16 protein-coding genes are annotated in these 16,744 nt (G+C 63.4%); 10 read left to right on the forward strand and 6 right to left on the reverse strand.

Annotation, left to right across the window (positions count from 1 at the left end):
• Positions 1–54 precede the first annotated feature (54 nt).
• From PDMSB3_RS29475 to PDMSB3_RS29495, 5 genes are read right to left on the reverse strand one after another with little or no spacing between them, the layout of a single operon-like run.
• Positions 55–1,491 (reverse strand): NAD(P)/FAD-dependent oxidoreductase, encoded by a 1,437-nt coding sequence (locus tag PDMSB3_RS29475; RefSeq protein WP_007177572.1) that lies wholly within the window; start codon positions 1,489–1,491, stop codon positions 55–57.
• Positions 1,481–1,825 carry a (2Fe-2S)-binding protein gene (locus PDMSB3_RS29480; RefSeq protein WP_007177573.1) on the reverse strand — a complete coding sequence of 115 codons (345 nt, stop codon included), beginning with the start codon at positions 1,823–1,825 and terminating at the stop codon, positions 1,481–1,483. The genes PDMSB3_RS29475 and PDMSB3_RS29480 overlap by 11 nt, the downstream gene beginning before the upstream one ends.
• Positions 1,812–2,951, reverse strand: a complete 1,140-nt coding sequence (locus tag PDMSB3_RS29485; RefSeq protein WP_007177574.1) for an NAD(P)/FAD-dependent oxidoreductase — start codon at positions 2,949–2,951, stop codon at positions 1,812–1,814. Before PDMSB3_RS29485 ends, PDMSB3_RS29480 begins: the two co-directional genes overlap by 14 nt.
• A complete protein-coding gene (locus PDMSB3_RS29490; protein WP_007177575.1) occupies positions 2,948–4,675 on the reverse strand; it encodes a hydantoinase B/oxoprolinase family protein in 1,728 nt (575 codons plus the stop codon). Before PDMSB3_RS29490 ends, PDMSB3_RS29485 begins: the two co-directional genes overlap by 4 nt.
• A 26-nt stretch (positions 4,676–4,701) precedes the next feature.
• A complete protein-coding gene (locus PDMSB3_RS29495; protein ID WP_165188563.1) occupies positions 4,702–6,744 on the reverse strand; it encodes a hydantoinase/oxoprolinase family protein in 2,043 nt (680 codons plus the stop codon).
• A gap of 174 nt (positions 6,745–6,918) precedes the next feature.
• Here PDMSB3_RS29495 and PDMSB3_RS29500 point away from each other — a divergent pair, with 174 nt between their 5' ends.
• Positions 6,919–7,854: a LysR family transcriptional regulator gene (locus PDMSB3_RS29500; protein WP_165188566.1), complete on the forward strand. Its 936-nt coding sequence runs from the start codon at positions 6,919–6,921 to the stop codon at positions 7,852–7,854.
• Positions 7,855–7,924: 70 nt separating this feature from the next.
• Here PDMSB3_RS29500 and PDMSB3_RS29505 read toward each other — a convergent pair whose 3' ends face one another.
• Positions 7,925–8,797 carry a LysR family transcriptional regulator gene (locus tag PDMSB3_RS29505; RefSeq protein ID WP_007177578.1) on the reverse strand — a complete coding sequence of 291 codons (873 nt, stop codon included), beginning with the start codon at positions 8,795–8,797 and terminating at the stop codon, positions 7,925–7,927.
• Between the two features lie 206 nt (positions 8,798–9,003).
• Here PDMSB3_RS29505 and PDMSB3_RS29510 point away from each other — a divergent pair, with 206 nt between their 5' ends.
• The 9 genes from PDMSB3_RS29510 to PDMSB3_RS29550 all read left to right on the forward strand — a co-directional run bounded on the left by PDMSB3_RS29510 (position 9,004) and on the right by PDMSB3_RS29550 (position 16,724).
• Positions 9,004–9,855 carry a transporter substrate-binding domain-containing protein gene (locus tag PDMSB3_RS29510; RefSeq protein ID WP_165188568.1) on the forward strand — a complete coding sequence of 284 codons (852 nt, stop codon included), beginning with the start codon at positions 9,004–9,006 and terminating at the stop codon, positions 9,853–9,855.
• A gap of 9 nt (positions 9,856–9,864) precedes the next feature.
• Positions 9,865–10,545, forward strand: a complete 681-nt coding sequence (locus tag PDMSB3_RS29515; RefSeq protein WP_007177580.1) for an amino acid ABC transporter permease — start codon at positions 9,865–9,867, stop codon at positions 10,543–10,545.
• The gene (locus PDMSB3_RS29520; protein ID WP_007177581.1) at positions 10,535–11,197 is read left to right on the forward strand and encodes an amino acid ABC transporter permease; all 663 of its coding nucleotides are present in this window, start codon (positions 10,535–10,537) and stop codon (positions 11,195–11,197) included. Before PDMSB3_RS29515 ends, PDMSB3_RS29520 begins: the two co-directional genes overlap by 11 nt.
• Positions 11,198–11,230: 33 nt before the next feature.
• Positions 11,231–12,190 (forward strand): agmatinase, encoded by a 960-nt coding sequence (locus PDMSB3_RS29525; protein ID WP_165188570.1) that lies wholly within the window; start codon positions 11,231–11,233, stop codon positions 12,188–12,190.
• Positions 12,187–12,933: an amino acid ABC transporter ATP-binding protein gene (locus PDMSB3_RS29530; RefSeq protein WP_165188572.1), complete on the forward strand. Its 747-nt coding sequence runs from the start codon at positions 12,187–12,189 to the stop codon at positions 12,931–12,933. The genes PDMSB3_RS29525 and PDMSB3_RS29530 overlap by 4 nt, the downstream gene beginning before the upstream one ends.
• Positions 12,934–12,954: 21 nt before the next feature.
• Positions 12,955–13,371 (forward strand): RidA family protein, encoded by a 417-nt coding sequence (locus PDMSB3_RS29535; RefSeq protein ID WP_007177584.1) that lies wholly within the window; start codon positions 12,955–12,957, stop codon positions 13,369–13,371.
• A 2-nt stretch (positions 13,372–13,373) separates the two neighbouring features.
• A complete protein-coding gene (gene argE, locus PDMSB3_RS29540) occupies positions 13,374–14,528 on the forward strand; it encodes an acetylornithine deacetylase (RefSeq protein WP_007177585.1) in 1,155 nt (384 codons plus the stop codon).
• A gap of 387 nt (positions 14,529–14,915) precedes the next feature.
• Positions 14,916–15,248 carry a hypothetical protein gene (locus tag PDMSB3_RS29545; RefSeq protein WP_007177586.1) on the forward strand — a complete coding sequence of 111 codons (333 nt, stop codon included), beginning with the start codon at positions 14,916–14,918 and terminating at the stop codon, positions 15,246–15,248.
• Positions 15,249–15,881: 633 nt separating this feature from the next.
• Positions 15,882–16,724 carry a PadR family transcriptional regulator gene (locus PDMSB3_RS29550; RefSeq protein ID WP_007177587.1) on the forward strand — a complete coding sequence of 281 codons (843 nt, stop codon included), beginning with the start codon at positions 15,882–15,884 and terminating at the stop codon, positions 16,722–16,724.
• Positions 16,725–16,744 lie beyond the last annotated feature (20 nt).

Raw genomic sequence — 16,744 nt, forward strand, 5'->3', positions numbered from 1 at the left:
CGTCGTGCGTACCGTCGCCCGGATGAAACAAAAAACGCAACCACAACGAAGAAGTCAGGCGGTGACGATCGCCTTTTCGCCCTCCTCTGTCGCGGGCAGCGCCGCGATCTCGGCAAGCGTCAACGGCTTGGTCGGGAAACGCAGCGTGTAGTAGCCGAGCTCGCGCATCGGCGTGCCGCTTTCCCGTGCCAGCAGTTCGCAGGCCGTCAGCCCGCACATGCGGCCCTGGCACGGGCCCATGCCGCAGCGCAGGAACGCCTTCAACTGGTTAGGCCCGCTGCAGCCGAGCTGCGCCGCATCGACGATCTGCTGTGCCGTGACTTCCTCGCATCGGCACACCAGCGTGTCACCGCCTGGGATACGCATGGCGTCTGCGGGCCGGTACATCGTTTCGAAGAAAGCGCGGCCCCGCAGCGCGCGCGCGATGCGGGCCCGCACGGCGCTGGCGGTGGCATCGCGCGCGGCCGCATCCGACGCACCCGCGAGATGGGCGATCTGCAATGCCGCCAGTTCACCCTGCGCCTCGGCGGCGCGCGCGCCGCCAATGCCGCTACCGTCCCCGGCGATGAAAACGCCCGGCTGCGACGAATGCAGCCATGCATCGAGCTTCGGCTGCCAGCAGCATTGCGCGTCGTTCCATTCGTGCTCGCATCCCAGCGCGTTCGACAGATTCACGTTCGGCACCACGCCCTGATGGATCAGCAGGGTATCGACGGGCAGGCGGCCGTGCGTACCGTCATCTCGCGTGTATTCGACGGCGTCCGCCGCATCGATGCCCGTCGCGCGAAAGCTCGTCACGCCGCTGATCACCTTGATGCGGCGCTTCACTTCCATCAGCAGCGACACGCCTTTCACCAGGTAGTCGCTGCGCAGAAAATCGAACAGATGCTTCATCGCCGCGCGGCGCTGCGTGCGCGGCGTCGTGTCGAGCAGTGCGTCGATCCGGCCTCCCGCGCGCAACACCTGCGCGGCATAGAGCCACAGCAACGGCCCGCAGCCTGCCAGCACCGTCGCGCCTTGCGGCACGGCACCCGTCGTCTTGAGCAGCACCTGCGTGGCGCCGACCGTCATGACGCCCGGCAGCGTCCAGCCGGGCACGGGCACGGGACGCTCCTGCGCGCCTGTCGCCAAGACGACATGCGCCGCCGACAGCAAGCGCGACTCGCCCGCCGCCGACACCGCCATGCGCCAGCTTTCGCCGACGCGGTCGATCTGCCAGACCGTCGTCTGCGCGAGATACCCGGCCTTGCTCGCGATAAAGCGCTGCAGCAGTGTTTCGCCATGCCAGTAGTCGTCGCCGAGAATCGCGCGCGACGGCAGCGGGCTCGCGCCAACTGCGCGATAGATCTGCCCGCCCGGCGCGATCTGCTCGTCGATCACCCCGACGCGCAGGCCGTTCTCCGCGAGTGCTGACGCCGCGCTCATGCCGGCCGGCCCCGCGCCCACGACGAGCGCGTCATAATGCGTTTCGATGTGCGGTTCAGTCTTCACTGACGTTCTCCCATTCCGATACGCCATCGGGCGACAGCAGCCGCTCGCCGCGCTGAACCTTGACCTGCATGCCTTCGCGCACAGGCACGAGACAACTCTGCTGGTTCTGCTTGCCGTCGATCTCGACGAGGCAATCGAAACACACGCCCATCAGGCAATACGGCGCGCGCGCGCTGCCGCTCACCGGTGTCGTGCGGCAGCGTCCGCTGTTGGCGGCGACGAGCGCCTGCGCCACGGTTTGTCCTTCGAATGCGCGGACGGTGGTGTTTTCGAAAACGAAGGACAGCGTTCGACGCTCGCGCGGCACCACCGCCTTCGTACTAATGCGGAACATAGTTCACTCCTTCTACGAAGCGCTGCGGTGAAAACGGCCGCATGCGTGCATCGAGTTCGGCCGCCGCGAGTTGCGGTGCGAGGTCGAGCGCGTGAGCGCCCGCCAGCGTCACGCCGCTGTGACAGGTCGCAGCGAACGCGCCGGGGTGTCGTTCGGACTGCGCATAGATCGGAAAGCCATCCGGCGAGAGAATCCGCAGCGCGCCCCACATGCGTACCGCGCGCGCCTCGGCGAGCGCCGGAAACGTCTTCACCGCGCGCCGCGCCAGCGCGCCCAGCACGCCCATGTCGGTGCTCCTGTCGAAACCCGCTTCGACCTTCGCTTCGGCGATCATCACCGTGCCCTCGCCCGTCTGGCGCAGCGTCAGGATCGGGTGGCGCAGAAACGGCTTCATCCGTTCGAGCACAATGATCTCGCCGCGCTGCGGACGCACGGGAACGTTCAGCCCGACCATCGGCGCAAGCCGTGCGTTGGCGAGTCCAGCGGCGATCACCACGCGTTCGCAGGTATAGCGCTTGCCCGCAGCGTGAATCGCGAAGCCCTGCGCGAGCGGCTCGATGCGGTCCACCGCGTGATGTGGCCGATACACCACGCCCTGCTGCGCGAACGCAGTGTGCAGCGCGCGCAGCAAACGCAGCGGATTGGCGTGGCCGTCGTACTGCGTGAAACTCGCGCCGACCACCTCCGGCCCGATGCCCGGATACATCGACTTCAGGTCCACGCGATCGAGCAGGCGCCACGAATACTTCGGAAAGCCCGGCTGCGCGTGCAGTTTTTCCAGGAACGCCTTGCGGCGTGCCCACTCGTCATCGGACAGGAGAATGTGCAAACCACCCGGCTGCGAGAGTTGCGGATCGACACCCGTGCTGTCGATCAACCCTGCGGCGAACTCCCGCCACAGGGTTGCGGAACGCAGCGTCCACTCAGCGTACTCAGGCATGCCGAGCCCTTTGCTCTGCACCCACACCAGCCCGAAGTTGGCCCGCGAGGCGCGGAACGCGAGATCGCCCTCGTCGAACACGGCAACTTCCTCGTTTTGCCGCGCCAGCCCATAGGCAATCGCCGACCCGACGAGCCCGCCGCCGATCACGGCAAAGCGCGTGTGAGCGGTCTGCGGGGTGCTCACCGCGCCTCCTGCGCCGCACGCGTGAACGCGTACGCCTGCTGCGCCGCGGCGCCCGACACCTTGCCGTCGCGCAGATCGCGCTCGATAGCCGCGCGCGGGCGTTCGAGCGGCGCGCCGTAGCCGCCGCCGCCTGAGGTTTCGAGGCGCACGCTCTCGCCGTCGGCGAGCGCAATGTTGGCCGTCTTCGACGACAGCTCCGTGCTGACGCCGCCCGCTTCCTTCACGAGCCGGGCGCGGCGTCCGTCGAGCCCGCCCGCGACGCCCGCCGCCACACCCGTCACGTGACTGTCCGAGCGTGCCGAAAAAACGATGCCCTCGCCCAGCGCCGAAATCTGCTTGGCGATGGCGAGACCGCCGCGTGTGCGGCCCGCGCCGCCCGAATCCGCGATCAGCGCGTATTCATCGACGCGCAGCGGGTATTCGTTTTCCAGCGCTTCGACGGGCAGGTTGGACGTGTTCGTCATGTGCACATGTACGGCATCCATGCCGTCGACGTCGTAGCGCGCACCGCTGCCGCCGCCGAGCGTCTCGAGATAGACAAACGAGCCGGGGCGCGAGCGCAGCGGGCCCGAGAACACGATAGCGGGACAGCAGTCGTTCGACGACGCCATGATCCGCTCGTCGGGCAACACGCCGCGAAACGCGCCGAAGATCGCACCGGCAACCTTCTGCGCCGTGATGGAACGCGCGCCGACGGCAGCGGGCGGCGCCGGGTTGGTGATCGTGCCGATCGGCGCGTGAATGGTGATGGGCTCGAAGAGGCCTGCGTTGGCGGGCAGTTCGGGATCGAGCAGCGCCTTCACCGCGTAGTAGACGCAGGCCTTGAGCGCGCTGTACGGCAGGTTCATCGCGCCGCGCGCCTGCTTGCCCGAGCCGGTGAAATCGAAATGCAGCGTGCCCACCTTCACTTCGATGCCGACCACGATCGCCACAGGTTCGCCGCCGCCGAGGCCGTCGTCGTCGAGAAAGCTCTCGAAGCGATACTCGCCTTGCTGCAATTCCGCAATGCGATTACGCAGACGACGGCGCGTGTAGCCGATCACATCGTCGACAGAACGGCGCACCGCGTCGAGGCCCATTTGCGCGATCAGATGTTCGACGGCCTGCGCGCCGCGCGCATTCGTCGCGATCTGCACGCGCAGATCAAGCGCGCGCTCTTCCGGATCGCGCGTGTTGTTGCACAGTAGACGCAGCATGTCTTCGTCGAGCGCGCCGCCACGCGAAATGCGCACGGCGGGAATGCGGATGCCTTCTTCGAAGATCGAGCGCAGACCGCCAGCGATCGAACCCGGCACCGCGCCGCCGACGTCCGCGTGATGGCCGACATTCGCTGCGAAGAACACGAGCTCCCCATCGGAAAACACCGGCGTGACGATGTTGATGTCGGGTAGATGGCTGCCGTTCGACAGATACGGATCGTTGCAGATGAACACGTCGCCGGGCGAGATCGCATCGCCGGGATACTGCGCCAGCACCGATTCGACCGCGCCGTTCAGCGAACCGAGATGCAGCGGAATCTGTGTGCCCTGTACGACGAGACGGCCGCGCGCATCGAACAGCGCGACCGAGCAGTCCTTGCGCTCCTTGATGTTGGTCGAGAACGACGAGCGCACTAGCGTGTTGTTCATGTCTTCGCTGATCGACAGCAACCGGTTCGCGAACACTTCCATTTCGATGGGATCGGCGAGCACGTCGTCGGGCGCTGCGTGACAGGTGGCATTCATGGTTGTTCCTTGTATTCCTTGACTGTTCAAGCGACGCGCACGATCAGGTTGCCGTAGGCATCCACACGCAGCGAGTGCGTCGGCGCGAGCACGGTGGTCGAGCTCATTTCCTCGATGACGGCCGGACCCTGCAGCGTGACGCCGGCGGCGAGCCGCTCGCGGTCGTAGACGGGCGTCGTCAGCCAGCCGTGCTGCTTGCCGTGATAGACACGGCGCTCGCCGTCGTGCGCGGCGGATGCATCGGCGCCTTCGGCCGCGGGCGAAAGCGGTGCCTTGGGCACGGCGCCCACTGCCTTCAACCGACAGTTGATGATTTCGATTGCGCGGTCCGGCACGTCGTATCCGTATTCGCGCGTATGCGCGTCGCGGAAGCCCGCTTCGAACGCGGCGTAGTCGCCCGCGGCAACGGAATCCATCGCCACCTGAACCTCGAAGTTCTGGCCGACGTAGCGGGCATCGATCGCCAACACGTAGCTGCGCTGCGGCATTGACACGCCTTCCTGTTCGAGCCACGCGTCGGCCTGTTCGCGCAGACCGGCAAACGCATCGACGATGGCGGCCCAGCCGGCCTCGTCGATCAGCGCGATCTGGCTCTTCACGAAGTCGAACGAAATGTCCGACAGCAGAATGCCGCGCGCGCACATCGTGCCCGGCTCCTGCGGCACGATCACGGTCGCGATGCCGCACTCCTGCGCCACTTCCAGCGCATGCAGCGGACCCGCGCCGCCGAATGCGTACAGCGCGAATTCTGCAAGGTCGTAGCCGCGCTCGGTCGACACCGACCGGATCGCGCGCGCCATGTTGGCGTTGGCGATGCGAATAATGCCCTCCGCCGCGTCCTCGACCGACAGATTCAACGGCGCTGCGACGCGCTCGCCGATCACCCGACGCGCGCCGTCGGCATCGACGGGCATGCGGCCCTTGAGCAGCGCGACGGGATTCAGCCGCTGCAGCGCGACTTCGGCGTCGGTAATGGTGGGCTGTTCGCCGCCGCGCATGTACGCGACGGGGCCCGGCACCGCACCCGCGCTGTGTGGCCCGACTTTGAGCGAACCGGCGTCATCGATCGCGGCGATGCTGCCGCCGCCCGCGCCGATCACGTGGATATCGACCATCGGCGTCCTGACGGGATAGCCGGCGACTGCGCGCGTCGACGTGAAGAGCGGCGCGCCCTCGTGAATCAGCGAGACGTCGGTGCTGGTGCCGCCGACGTCGAACGTGACGAGATTGCGAAAGCCGATCGTGCGTCCAACGGCCGCCGCGCCCACCACGCCCGCTGCCGGGCCGGACAGACACGTGCGCACCGGGAACTGGCGTACGGTTTCGATCGACATCAGACCGCCATTCGAATGTACCGTTGACGGCGCGCGCGCCACGCCCAACTCGTTCACGCGACGAAGAAAGCGTTCGAGATAGAGCGCCATCTTCGGGCCGACCGTCGCGTTGAGCGCGGTTGTGGACAGCCGCTCGTATTCGCGGAATTCGGGCAGTACGTCGCTCGAACTGCTGACATACGCCTCCGGAAATTCTTCGGCGACGATTTCTTGCGCACGCCGCTCGTGAATCGGGTTGCGATAGGCATGCAGGAAACAGATGGCCACCGCCTTGATGTCCGCTTCGCGCAGGCGGCGGGCCGCGTCGCGCACGGCGGCCTCGTCCAGCGGTACGAGCACGTTGCCTTGCGCGTCCATCCGCTCAGCCACTTCGATGCGATGCTCGCGTGCCACGAGCGCCGGCGCCTTGCCGACGCTGTAGTCGTAGAGATGCGGACGCGTCTGGCGGCCAATCTCCAGCACGTCGCGAAAGCCCGCCGTCGTGATGAGCCCTGTCAGCGCGCCCTTGCGCTCGATGATCAGATTGGTCGCGACAGTCGTGCCGTGGCCGATGTGCGAGACATCGGCGGGCGACAGTCCGCGCATTGTCAGAAGTCCTTCGATGCCGTTGCCGATCGCCTCAGATGGGTCGGACGGCGTCGACGGAACCTTGTGGAAGAAGGTGTCTCCGTTGCGTTCGTCGGTAATCACAAAGTCGGTGAAGGTGCCGCCGACGTCAATGCCGATTCGATACATGGTGTTTGATGCCCTTGCCGTGGAATAAGTCGTTCATGCGGATGGTCAGAGACGTCACAACCTGGCGATTACGCTAAGCTGTCACACCGCTGAAACGATGAAATGATGGTAAGGCGGGACGAATCCTCTCAGCAGAAACGCCATAAATACCGGTATCGACGGCATTTGTAGACAATGGAAAAAATTCCCGACCTCAACCTTCTGCTACATCTAGACGCGCTCGTGCGCTGCGCCAACGTTTCACGGGCGGCCGAGCATCTGGGTATCACGCAATCGGCGATGAGCGCAGCCCTGTCACGTCTGCGCCGCGTCTTCAACGACCCGCTGCTGATCCGCGAAGGCAATACCGCCGTGCTGACCGAGCGCGCAATGGCGCTTGCCGCGCAGTTCCAGCCGCTGCTCGAACAATGGGTGGACGTGACGCTCGAGCGTGGCCAGTTCGATCCCAGGCAGTCGCGGCGCATCTTCACCCTGTATGCGAGCGACTACGTGCAGTTCGCGCTCCTGCCGGCGCTCGCCGCGCCCCTCGCCGAAGACGCGCCGAATATCGCACTGAGCGTGGTGCCGGCCAAACCGCATCACGGACTCGCGATGCTGGAATCGAATCACGTCGAGTTTGTCGCGGGTTATTACCCCACGCCCGGCAGCACGCTCCGCACGCGTCCGCTGTTCGAGGATCAGGTGGTGTGCATCGTGCGCGAAGGACATGCATCACTCAACCAGGACTGGAATCTGGATGCGTGGTTGCATTACGGCCATATCGATCTGGCCGCGCACACGCGCAACGCGGGTGAACTGCTCGATCGAAGGCTGGGGCAGATGGGCAAGCAGCGCAGTGTGCGTATGACGATGTCGAGCTACCTCGCAGCGCCCTCCGTTATCGCCCATTCAGATCTGATTGCGAATCTGCCGAGGACGGTAGCGCTGCATTTCGCCAGCCAGGGCTTCGTTCTCAGGCCCGTGCCCATTGCGATTCCGCCAATCCAGATTTCACTCTATTGGCACGAGCGCTATCAACATGACGTCGGGCACGTGTGGTTTCGTCAATACGTCACGCGACATGCGCAGGAAATGACGCCAAACGCCCAGGAAGGAATGTCTGATTCCTGAAATTTGTGCGGAGCGCTCTGAAACCGTAGCTTACGTCGCAACCGTTTCGCCCATCTTCGCAACCCTCTCTTCATTCAACGTGATGGAGTTGCTGAAGAATATCCAGGAACAACTCAAGAGCGCGAGTTCTTGGCCGCGAAATTTCGATGATCGCGCTGATCGTATTTTCATAGACCGGGCCGGACGACACTTTCGCGAGCGCGTGCCGCTTCGCGAACGACGCCGCATAAAACTGCGGCAGCAGACCAGCGTAGTGCCCGGACAGCACCAGCATCGCGACCGCCTCGAGCCCAGACGCCGACGGTCCCCGCTCCATGCCCAACATATGGAGCGCCTCGTGCACGAATGGCTGCTCGCGATACACGAGCGGCAGCGTCGACGCATCACGCATCCTGCCGCGCGCCACGTAGAGTGCCTGCCGCTCGATGAAAAGCGGGAGGTAATGGAAACCCGCCTCGCGCCGGTACATGCCCCGAATCGCAACCTGCACGCGTCGCTCCCGTAACGCCAGGTCGAGTTCGTTGAAGGTCATGACGCGCAACTCGACGCTTACGTCGGGTGCCTGTTCTTTCAGCGCGGCAAGCACCTCAGGCAGATGACAGCCATCGTCGCCGGTGATGTGCTCGACCATCCCGATCGACAGCGTGCCGGACAGCACGCCGCGCAGCGCGTCGATTTCCGGCTGAATCCGCTCCAGCGAGCGAAGCGCGTCGCGTGCGAGATCGAGTGCGACCTTACCCGCATGCGTCAATTCGAATCCAGAAGGACCTCGCTCGCAAAGCCGGGCGCCGAGCGTCTCCTCGACTTCGCGGATGTGCCGGCTAATCGATGCCTTCGACATATTCAACTGCTTTTCCGCAGCGGCGAAGCCATTGGCCTGGGCGACGGCGCAGAAAATGCGCAGCGAACGCAAATCGCGCTCCGTGAAATCGGATCTAGCCACTCAAGCCACTCCCAAGTCGAGAAGATGGGCAAACAGGCCCATCCGAAAGGTTTCATTTTCTGGAACCATACCGCTAAAAAAATCATTTTTCACTCTCTTTATGGCGGCATACATTCAATCGTCTGGCCAATTGCGCGAAATCGCGAAGTCCGCAATGTGCCGGTCAGTCACCCACACGACCACACGACCACCACGCGGAGAGCGCAATGAAACAACTGACCAGACGATCCTTCCTGAAAACCACACTCGCTTCGGGCGTGGCACTGGCACTACCGAAGCTCGCACTGGCCGAAGGCGGCACGCTTGCGGACATCAAACAGCGCGGCAAGCTGGCGGTCGGCACGGAAGCCGCGTACGAGCCGTTCGAATTCGTCGAAAACGGCCAGATTGTCGGGTACGGTCACGATGTGCTGGAATTGATGGCGGCGAAGCTCGGCGTGAAGCTCGAGCAGATGAATCTGCCGTTTCAGGGCCTGCTTCCAGGCCTGATGACGCACAAGTTCGACTTCGTCGCGACCAGCGTCGGCATCACGCCGGAGCGCGCGAAGCGATTTGCGTTCAGCGAGCCGGTCGGTGTGGTGCGCTCGGTGCTGCTGGTACGCGCGGACGACAAATCGATCAACCGCGACCTCGACATCGGCGGCAAGACGATCGGCACGCAGATGGGTTCGTCGTCGCAACCCGTCGCCGACGAGTTCGAAAAGGAATTGAAGGAAAAGACCGGTAAGGGCTACGCAGGCACCAAGCTGTTCCAGGCATATCCAGACGTTTCAAACGCGCTGGCGAACCGGACCGTCGACGTCGCGTTGATGCCGTCGAACATCGCTGCCGTGCAGATGAAGCGACAGCCGAACGCATTCCGCATTGCCGGCACGATCGGTCAGCCAAAGCTGCTCGCGTGGGTCGCAAATCCGAACGACCTCGAAATTCGCAAGTTCATCAATGATTCGCTCGAAGAATTCCGCGCGAACGGCAAGCTTGCCGCGTTGCAGACGAAGTGGTTCGGCACGCCGATGGACACGCCGCGAGCGAACTATCTGCCGGCCGGCGCCATCTGACGCGCCGCCATGCTCAACTGGTTCGGCAAGGGCGGCGTAATCGCGCCGTTTCTCGACGGGGTCGTGTCGGGGACAGCGCTGACGCTGGCCGCTTCGGCCTGTGCGTTCGTCATCGGACTCGCGCTTGGCGTCGTTCTGCTGCTTGCACGCATGTCGCCGTTCGGTCCGTTGCGTGCGCTGGTGGTACTGTGGGTGAGCCTGATTCGCGGCACCCCGGCGCTGATTCACATGTTGATCGCGTACTACATGGTACCGGCTCTGCTCAACATTTCGATCTCGCCCGTCACCGCGGGTATCGCCGCACTCGCGTGCAATACCAGTGCGTACATCGTCGAAATCCTGCGCGGATCGCTCGGCACGATCTCGTGGGGACAGCGCGCGGCAGGTTACGCATTGGGTATGCGTACCGCACAGGTGTGGCGTCACGTGCTGCTGCCGCAGATGATCTATCGTGCGATTCCGCCGCTCACCAGCGAGTTCACGCTGTTGCTGAAAGCCTCTTCGCTGATGTCGATCATCGCGGTGCCGGAACTCGCGACTGTCGCTCGCAACGCCACGCTGCAAACCGATTTGCCGCTGCAGGTCTTCACGATCACCGCCGCGGTCTACTTCCTGATCCTGTTCTGCATCTCGGCCGTTTCGCGAGTGTGCGAGCGCCGCGTCTCGAGGATGCTGCCCCATGGCCATTGACTTTTCGATCGTCCGCGAAGCGGTGCCGGTGTTGCTCGACGGCCTTCGCGTCACAGCACTGGTCAGCGCGATCGGCATTCCGCTCGGTGTCGTGGCGGGAATCGTCGCGGCGTACGCGGCGCAATCGCGCACGTTCCTCAAGCCGGTCGCGCTCGCCTACGTCGAACTGGTGCGCAACATTCCGTATCTGATTCTCGTCTACCTGTCGTTCTTCGGTCTGCCGAAGCTCGGCATAGGCGCTTCGGCAATGACGGTGGCGATTGGCTGCACCGTCTTTTACACGGGCGGCTACTTCAGCGAAATCCTGCGCGCGGCGCTGCGCAGCGTGCCGCGTGGCCAGACACAGGCGTCGCTTTCACTCGGCATGACGTTCTGGCAGACACAGCGCCACGTGATCGCGCCGCAGTTGTTCGGGTACGTCACACCGCCGACCACGAGCCTCGTGATCATGATGTTCAAGGACTCGGCAATTTTCTCGGTGATGAGTCTGCCGGAGATGACATACCAGAGCAATCTGCTCACCGCCAATACCTTTGCGTATGTCGAAGTGCTCGGCACGACGGCATTGATCTACTGGATCTGCAGTGTTTTGCTGGCCAGCGTCGGCCGCCGTCTGGAAACGGCGATCGGACGACGCGCGCGCCACGTCTGACGCAGATCCCGTCATTCCCCAGGAGATACTCGCATGACTCAATACACCGTCGCGCCGCGCATCGGCCATCCGACACTGCTCTACTCGGAACTCGATCTCGACATCGACAACCTGAAGGCCGATATCGCCGTGCTCGGCATGCCGTATGGCGCGCCGTACGCACCGTCCGATTTCAGCAATGACCAGACCAACGCGCCGTCGGCGATCCGTCAGGCGACCGACCGTGTCGTGCGCAAACCGGGGCATTACGACTTCGATATCGACGGCCCGCTGCTGCAAGGTCGCACCGATGTGCGCTTCGTCGATTGCGGCGACATCATTCCCGATCTGACGAGGCCTGGCGAGCACTATGCGCGCGCCGAAGCGGCCGTGCGCCGGATCGTCGCCGGGGGCGCGATGCCGATCGTACTGGGCGGCGATCACGGCATCACGACGCCGATCCTGCGCGGCCTCGACGCCAAAGGCCCGATCACGCTCGTGCATATCGATGCACATCTCGACTGGCGCGACGAAGTCAATGGCGTTCGTGAAGGCCTGTCGAGCCCGATCCGCCGCGCGTCGGAAATGGCGCACGTCGATCGCATCATCCAGATCGGTTTGCGTGCGCAAGGCAGCGGGCGCCCCGAGGAACTCGTCGCCGCGCGCGCGTATGGCTCGGAACTCGTTACGGCATACGAACTGCACGACATCGGCATGGACGCCGTGCTCGCGCGTATTCCCGACGGCGGCAATTACTATCTGACGATCGACGCCGACGGCCTCGATCCTTCTGTGATGCCGGCCGTCGCGGGACCGGCGCCAGGCGGCGTGACCTTCCTGCAAGCGCGCAAGCTGATCCACGGGCTGGTGAAGAAAGGCCGCGTGGTCGGCATGGACATTGTAGAAATCCAGCCGGAAAAGGACGATGCGAATCTGATCTCCTGCATAACCGCCGGGCGCCTGATTCTCAACCTGATTGGCGCGTCGATCCGCGCGGGATATTTCGACAAATGAGCCCGGATCAAGCCGTCATCGATATTCGAGGCGTCCACAAGTGGTACGGCAGTCATCACGTGCTCAAGCAATGCTCGACGCACGTAAACAAGGGTGAAATCGTCGTCGTGTGCGGTCCGTCGGGGTCGGGCAAATCGACGTTGATCAAGACCGTCAATGCGCTGGAGCCGTTCCAGAAAGGCGACATTGTCGTCGACGGCACGTCGCTCGGCGCAAAGTCGACCAATCTGTCGAGGTTGCGCAGTCGCGTCGGCATGGTGTTCCAGCACTTCGAACTGTTTGCGCATCTGGACCTGATGCGCAATCTCACCCTCGCGCAGCGCATCGTGCTTGGCCGCGACGAAGACCGCGCACGCACGAAAGCGCGTGAGTTGCTCGACCGCGTCGGGCTCTCGGCGCACGCGCACAAGTATCCCTCACAGTTGTCGGGCGGCCAGCAACAGCGCGTGGCGATTGCGCGCGCGTTGTCGATGGACCCACTGGCGATGCTGTTCGACGAACCGACCTCTGCGCTCGACCCGGAGATGGTCAACGAAGTGCTCGACGTGATGGTCGAACTCGCGCGCGAAGGCATGACCATGATGGTGGTCACGCACGAAATGGGTTTCGCAAAGCGCGTCGCGCATCGCGTGGTCTTCATGGAGGACGGCGAGATCATCGAGGACAGTCCGACCGACGTGTTCTTCCAGAACGCCGCCAGCGCCGCCGCAAAACGCTTTCTTTCCAAGATCCTTCATCACTGAACTTTCGAACCCCACGACGACATGACCACTCATACGCGTATCCGCAAATTCAACACTCGCGAAACATATCCGGAACAGAGCCTGGACAACGACCTGTGCCAGGCGGTGATAGCCGGCAACACGGTGTATCTGCGCGGCCAGATCGGCCAGGATCTCGACACGCGCGAATCGGTCGGCATCGGCGACGTCGCCGCGCAAACCGAAAAGGCCATGTCGAACATCAAGATGTTGCTTGACGAATGCGGAAGCAAGCTCGAGGACATCTGCAAGGTAACGGTCTACATCATCGACCCGCGCTATCGCGAACCCGTCTACAACGTGATGGGCCACTGGCTCAAGGGCGTGTTCCCGGTGTCGACCGGTCTCGTCGTGCAGGCGTTGGCGCGCCCCGAATGGGTAGTCGAAATCGACGTCATCGCCGTCAAACCGGACGCGTAATCATGGCGCTCAGTCGAAGTGCCGAACTGCTGAAAACGCTGATCGCGTTCCCAACCATTTCGCGCACGCCGAATCTCGCGCTGATCGAGCATGTCGCCGGTTTGCTGGGCGCGGCGGGCATCAGGAGCACGCTTGTCGGGAACGACGCCGGCACCTGCGCGAACCTGTTCGCGAGCACGGGGCCGGCGGACGTACCCGGCGTGATGCTCTCGGGACACACGGACGTCGTGCCTGTCGAAGGACAGCCGTGGACGATGCCGCCCTTCGAGGCCACGCTACGTGACGGGCGGCTTTACGGACGTGGTACTGCCGACATGAAGGGCTTCGTCGCCTGCGCGGTCGTTGCAATGATCGATGCGTCGGCGCGGACACTGAAGAAGCCCTTGCAACTGGCGCTGTCGTATGACGAGGAGATCGGCTGCGTCGGCGTGCGGCGGTTGATCGATGTGCTGGAGGCGGCCCCGGTGCGGCCGGAACTGTGCATCATCGGCGAACCGACAATGATGCAGATCGCAACCGGCCACAAAGGCAAGGCTGCGTATCGCGCGGTCTGTTGCGCAGAGGAAGGCCATTCGGCGCTCGCACCGAAGTATCTGAATGCAATCCACGTCGCCGCTGACTGGATCGCGGGCATTCGCGCGGCGCAGCAGCATCTCGCCGAAAGCGGCGCGCACGACGACGGTTACGACGTGCCCTATTCGACGATTCACGTCGGGACGATCCACGGCGGCAAGGCGCTCAACATCGTGCCGAACGAATGCACGCTCGAATTCGAAATCCGCACGCTCGCGAGCGACAACGCCGCCGCAATACTCGGAGACATCCGCTCGCGGGCCTCGATCGCAAGCGCCACGGCTTTTCAAGGGAAAGCGCATCTGCCCGATGTCGAGGAAGTCAACGCTTATCCCGGTCTCGACACCCATGTCGCGAGCCATGCCGTAAAGTTTCTCGAAACGCTGCTACCGCCGAATACGCAGAAGCGCAAAGTTGCTTTTGGCACGGAAGGCGGACTGTTCTCGACGCGTCTGTCCGTGCCAAGCGTCGTGTGCGGCCCGGGCGATATCGACGTCGCGCACAAGCCGGACGAATACGTCGCATTGGCGCAGCTTGATGCATGCGATAACTTTCTGGCCCAGCTAACGAACTGCTTGCAGTAGTGCCCGATCTCCAGGCGCGCGACCTATGTAAGACCGGAGCGAGATAGAAGTCCAATGTGGCCGCGCAACCGAATGTCGCAACTTTCGCATTGATTGTTCTTCTCCTGCAGCGACGCCAGGAAAAGAAGTAACCGGCAAATGGCGCGCGGCCCGGGCGATGCCTTTTCAGGATAGTCAACTTTGTGAAGCCGGGCAGATCAACTGATTCTGTGGCAAAGTGCTGTGGACCGACCTCACCGAAGCCGGATATATTCGACAGGCGTCCGGTATCGTTCCCGGTGAACTCAACGCACACCAGACGCACGGCCTGCGGCTTGTCAATGTCACGCACGAGCTCAACGTTGGCTGAGCACATTCGCGGCTCGCGCGTCTTTCAAAAAATCTGCAATGACGCCCCTCAAGTTCATTCTCCGTTACACGGCTGTGCCGTTCATGGCGATCGTCGCCGTCGTGTCGTGGGCCTTACATCACGCGTCCGCCGAAATCGACGCCCGACAGTACGCGGCACTGTCGGGCGCTTATACCAGCTTCCCGGTGACTCTCCGGCGTGATATCGGACAGGCGCTGCAATCGGGGAAGCTGAGCAAGTGGGATTATTCGTCGCTGGTGCGGGAATCGCTCGACGATGGAGTTATTCTCGACTGGCCATCGGGAGACAACGAAGACGTTGCTGCGGAAAGGGAAAAACTGACAGAGCTAGTCAAGGCGGACCGACTCTGAACCGCGCCGCATCTGGCGGCGATCCGGTGTACGGCATCGACGAAGACGACGAGCGCCGGGCTCTTGAATGCAGACCGGCAGCCGACAGCACGGATGAGGACGCCAAGCGCTTTCAGGACGTGCTACGGAACGTCATTCAATCACGCGTGCCCCGTCAAAGTCGAGACCGTGCCGGTCGCCGGAGGTTTTGTTGCCACCGTTGGGGGGCGCATAGCTGGGCTGAGCCCCACCGGGCAACCTCAAATCAACACTTCTACGTCCGAGAGAACGGGCGAAAGCGACAACTGAACGTCCGCGCACCTAGGCGTGTCCCTTGACGCCCTATGCCCCTGAACGGGCCGGGTTGGTCAGAGCCAAAGCAAGGAATTCGCGCTTACGGCGGCCAGCCCACGTTGGAACAAGCAGCCTCAGCCGACTATTGACAGCCCATCAACGAGATCCATAACGCACTCGCAATTGTGCGCCGCACACCGAGTTTTCCCGATGCTGCAGACTTTGTTGTACCCGAACGGCAAACCTTACGTTCCAGCAGACTTTGTTGTGCGCCAATAGCTCCGCAAAAAGTAATTTGACAAACTATCTTTAGATATATATCTTACGACACATCTTAAGACATAAATGGGAGTACCCAAGATGCGTCATCACCACCGTTTTTCCCGCCCGCACATGGCGGACGACAATCCCTCCATCGGCCACGAACGCCCATCGCTGCATTCGCTGTGGCATGCATTCGCACGCCATCACGAGTATCGCGATCATCATCACAATCGCGGCGCACGCGACGGACGCGGCGACGCGCGCGGCCAGGGCGATCGCGGCTACGACCGCCTCTCGCTACATGCGCTGTGGCACGCCATCGGCCGTCATCACGAGCATCGCGGCGGTCGCGGCGGACGCTTCGGCGGCGGCCCCGGCGGCTTCGGCGGCGACGGCGACGGTTTTCCGCGCGGCCGCAAATTCAGCTCCGACGACCTGCAACTGCTGCTCCTGTCCATGATCGGCACGCAACCGAGCCACGGCTACGAGCTGATCAAGGCTCTGGAAACGCGCTCGAACGGCTTCTACAGCCCGAGTCCCGGCATGGTCTACCCGGCGCTCACGTATCTGGAAGAACTCGGCTACGTGACGGTGCAACTCGAAGGCAACCGTAAGCGCTACGAATTGTCGCAAACGGGCCGCGACTATCTGGCCGTCAACCGCGAGCGCGTCGAATTGATGCTCGCCAAGCTCAGCCATATTGCCCGCAAGATGGATTCGGTGCGCCGCGCGTTTGCCGGCGAAGAGCCGGCCGACATCAGCGAGGGCGGCTGGCTGCCCGAGCTGAACGAAGCGCGCCGCGCGTTGAAGCATGCGCTGCTGCTGCGCGACAGCGCACCAGCGGCCGAACAGCGCCGCATCGCCGAAATTCTGATGCGCGCAGCCCAGGAAATTGAAGGCAAAGTCAAACCGGACAACGGCGGCGAAGCGGCTGTTTGAGATCAGGCAGCCCTTGCCTC

The sequence above is a fragment of the Paraburkholderia dioscoreae genome, from assembly GCF_902459535.1.
Taxonomy (GTDB): domain Bacteria; phylum Pseudomonadota; class Gammaproteobacteria; order Burkholderiales; family Burkholderiaceae; genus Paraburkholderia; species Paraburkholderia dioscoreae.

What these genes read in the sequence shown, in the direction of transcription:
- PDMSB3_RS29515 (WP_007177580.1), top strand. Translation starts at nt 9,865, where the DNA reads ATGCTCAACTGGTTCGGCAAGGGCGGCGTAATCGCGCCGTTTCTCGAC.
- PDMSB3_RS29490 (WP_007177575.1), bottom strand. Translation starts at nt 4,675, where the DNA reads ATGAATGCCACCTGTCACGCAGCGCCCGACGACGTGCTCGCCGATCCC.
- PDMSB3_RS29480 (WP_007177573.1), bottom strand. Translation starts at nt 1,825, where the DNA reads ATGTTCCGCATTAGTACGAAGGCGGTGGTGCCGCGCGAGCGTCGAACG.
- PDMSB3_RS29510 (WP_165188568.1), top strand. Translation starts at nt 9,004, where the DNA reads ATGAAACAACTGACCAGACGATCCTTCCTGAAAACCACACTCGCTTCG.
- PDMSB3_RS29550 (WP_007177587.1), top strand. Translation starts at nt 15,882, where the DNA reads ATGCGTCATCACCACCGTTTTTCCCGCCCGCACATGGCGGACGACAAT.
- PDMSB3_RS29500 (WP_165188566.1), top strand. Translation starts at nt 6,919, where the DNA reads ATGGAAAAAATTCCCGACCTCAACCTTCTGCTACATCTAGACGCGCTC.
- argE (WP_007177585.1), top strand. Translation starts at nt 13,374, where the DNA reads ATGGCGCTCAGTCGAAGTGCCGAACTGCTGAAAACGCTGATCGCGTTC.
- PDMSB3_RS29520 (WP_007177581.1), top strand. Translation starts at nt 10,535, where the DNA reads ATGGCCATTGACTTTTCGATCGTCCGCGAAGCGGTGCCGGTGTTGCTC.
- PDMSB3_RS29545 (WP_007177586.1), top strand. Translation starts at nt 14,916, where the DNA reads ATGACGCCCCTCAAGTTCATTCTCCGTTACACGGCTGTGCCGTTCATG.
- PDMSB3_RS29525 (WP_165188570.1), top strand. Translation starts at nt 11,231, where the DNA reads ATGACTCAATACACCGTCGCGCCGCGCATCGGCCATCCGACACTGCTC.
- PDMSB3_RS29535 (WP_007177584.1), top strand. Translation starts at nt 12,955, where the DNA reads ATGACCACTCATACGCGTATCCGCAAATTCAACACTCGCGAAACATAT.
- PDMSB3_RS29530 (WP_165188572.1), top strand. Translation starts at nt 12,187, where the DNA reads ATGAGCCCGGATCAAGCCGTCATCGATATTCGAGGCGTCCACAAGTGG.
- PDMSB3_RS29495 (WP_165188563.1), bottom strand. Translation starts at nt 6,744, where the DNA reads ATGTATCGAATCGGCATTGACGTCGGCGGCACCTTCACCGACTTTGTG.